Origin of the sequence: Acinetobacter sp. S4400-12 (assembly GCF_024129495.1) — a bacterium.
In the GTDB taxonomy this organism is placed as follows: Bacteria; Pseudomonadota; Gammaproteobacteria; order Pseudomonadales; family Moraxellaceae; genus Acinetobacter; species Acinetobacter lwoffii_C.
In genome coordinates this window covers 1-2,045 of sequence record NZ_JAMXYB010000073.1, presented here as the reverse complement: position 1 = coordinate 2,045, position 2,045 = coordinate 1, and the positions used below count along the sequence as shown (strand labels likewise).

The following is a 2,045-nucleotide window of genomic DNA, read 5'->3' as shown; positions in this document are numbered from 1 at the left end:
TAAATCCATAAATAGGTGTCCACTTAAATTTAAGTGGACACTATCGCGGTATTAATGAGTTAGAAAAAGTGGGGTTCAGCGGACGCTTACGCTTGAATTAAGTAGAATTTTTGTCAGTTTCAGGATAATGAAAAGATCAAAGAAAGAAATCTTTTCTCCGGTATCACAATTGAGTCAAAAATTACTTAAATAAAAAGATTTAATAGCTTTAATACCACTCTACGAGTTTGCCAATAGACAGTTCCTTATCTCAAGTATTCAGGTTTGTCATTAAAAGAAGTCTGGTTTTACGTTAATGAGTTATCTATATATCTTTATATTTTTCAATTTTTTATTTGGTTTTTGAGAGTCCATAAAGCTTGCTTAAACTTAAAAAAGAAAACTAAATTTTAAAATTAAAGTATGTTTTATTTTGTTGCAAAGAATCATTAAAGTGTAATATTTTGTTATTTAGAATATTCTTTAAGCGCTGTATAAAGGAGGTACAACCTTAAATAAGGGTAGATCAAATGACAAAAACAGAAATAGCTATATCTATATTCGTTGTATTGCTTATCACCCTGATGGTTTATTCCTTGGGACAAACATTTAATTATTAAACGGATTTCGATTCACTAAGGTAACCGTATAAAAGTGTGCCCAGTGACTAAGTGGTACACCAATTTAGGTTTTTCTAGCATAATTATTTTAGAGTGGTTCTATTGAACCGATTTAAACGATGTTTATTCTGGCAGACATGGCCTCCTCAAACTATTCGTTTTTTTTTGCATGTATTGGATATATATATAATTTTAGTGAAATTTCTGTCTATATTAAAAAAATAGTGGTTATAATTCCCCGCACTTGGCACATCTCTGTGCTTTTTAACTTAATTGTAAAATGTCTCTATATGAAGTTTAAATTTATTGGTGCTGTTGCACTCCTGCTTGGAATGATTAACCCCTTAGCTGCCATGCCTTTTGATCCATTAATTGGCACATGGAAGGTTATCGATGACCGTACTGGATATTATATTTCAGATATTGTAATCCGTAAGGATTCTAAAACAGAACAGTATAGTGCCGTTGTGACCAAAAACTACCCATTGCCAGGTGCTCCAATGAGTGAAGTGTGTACCAAATGCGCGGGCGTACTAAAAAATCAGCCATTTTTTGGAATGGAAACATTAAGAGGACTGGTTGCTAATGGTAAAGATCAGCAATTCAGTAAAGGAGTGTGGATCAATACGCAGGATGGGAAAACCTACCATATTGATGCTCAATTAAATGAATCAAGAGATTTGCTCAAAGTTCAAGGCAAAGCCAAGGGAAGCAACACGATGAGCAATATGACGTGGAAGAAGCTCTGATAGAGCTTGTACCCTTATGAGCGCATGTATTGATTCCAGGCTTTAAAAAACCAATCTACCAATGCGGTGGGTTTGTTCAAGAATTTGATAACTATTCTTTAAACTCTTGGAGAGTGATAGGTCGGTCTTTCACAAACCCTACAAGGCCTTCTCCATTTTTAAAGTGAATAGAAACACCTTCGTCATCAGGCATCAATACACCGTTCGCAGCAGGCGCTCTTTTCAACATGAAAGTTCTATCTAAGTTATCTGTCAGCAGCGCAGTTTCAAAATTACTTGACGATTTAAACTTAAGGATTAAATCCATTGGACTGCTGAGGGCGAGCCATGAATCTGTGCGGGAGTGAGGATGGAAATGCTGGGTACGCTACTCTCTACAGGACTGATCATTTCTGTAGGATATGAATTGCAGCCCAGTAAGTATGAAAGCAATAAGAGAAATACCAATGATGTATGAAAATTACTCTTTAATTCTCAGTCACAGATATAAAGATAATACTTCTTTAAATGGACTAGTGATGGTTTATTTGCATGTACTAGCTCAAACCTGATCTGACAGTTACCCGTTTTTTATTGTGCCTGTCAGGTTAAATTTGAGCCAAATTTTTCTCAGCCCAAATCCGTTTTCCATCAAGTAAAGTTTCAAGTGGTGTACGACCACAGCACATTTTTCCTTGATGAGTCCGTTCAGTATTAT

The 2,045-nt window shown here is 35.3% G+C and carries 2 protein-coding genes and 1 pseudogene; 1 reads left to right on the top strand and 2 read right to left on the bottom strand.

The genetic code is table 11. The annotated features are described in order from the left end of the window. Positions 1-889 precede the first annotated feature (889 nt). Entirely contained in the window at positions 890-1,348 is a 459-nt protein-coding gene (locus tag NI461_RS13910) for a DUF2147 domain-containing protein (RefSeq protein WP_174660580.1), read from the top strand. A gap of 91 nt (positions 1,349-1,439) precedes the next feature. Here the strand turns inward: NI461_RS13910 and NI461_RS13905 are convergent, their stop codons facing one another. Together NI461_RS13905 and NI461_RS13900 are read right to left on the bottom strand one after the other, a co-directional pair. Further along, the gene (locus NI461_RS13905) at positions 1,440-1,655 is read right to left on the bottom strand and encodes a hypothetical protein (RefSeq protein ID WP_174659888.1); all 216 of its coding nucleotides are present in this window, start codon (positions 1,653-1,655) and stop codon (positions 1,440-1,442) included. Between the two features lie 280 nt (positions 1,656-1,935). After that, positions 1,936-2,045: pseudogene (locus tag NI461_RS13900) on the bottom strand (IS481 family transposase); the annotation flags it as partial.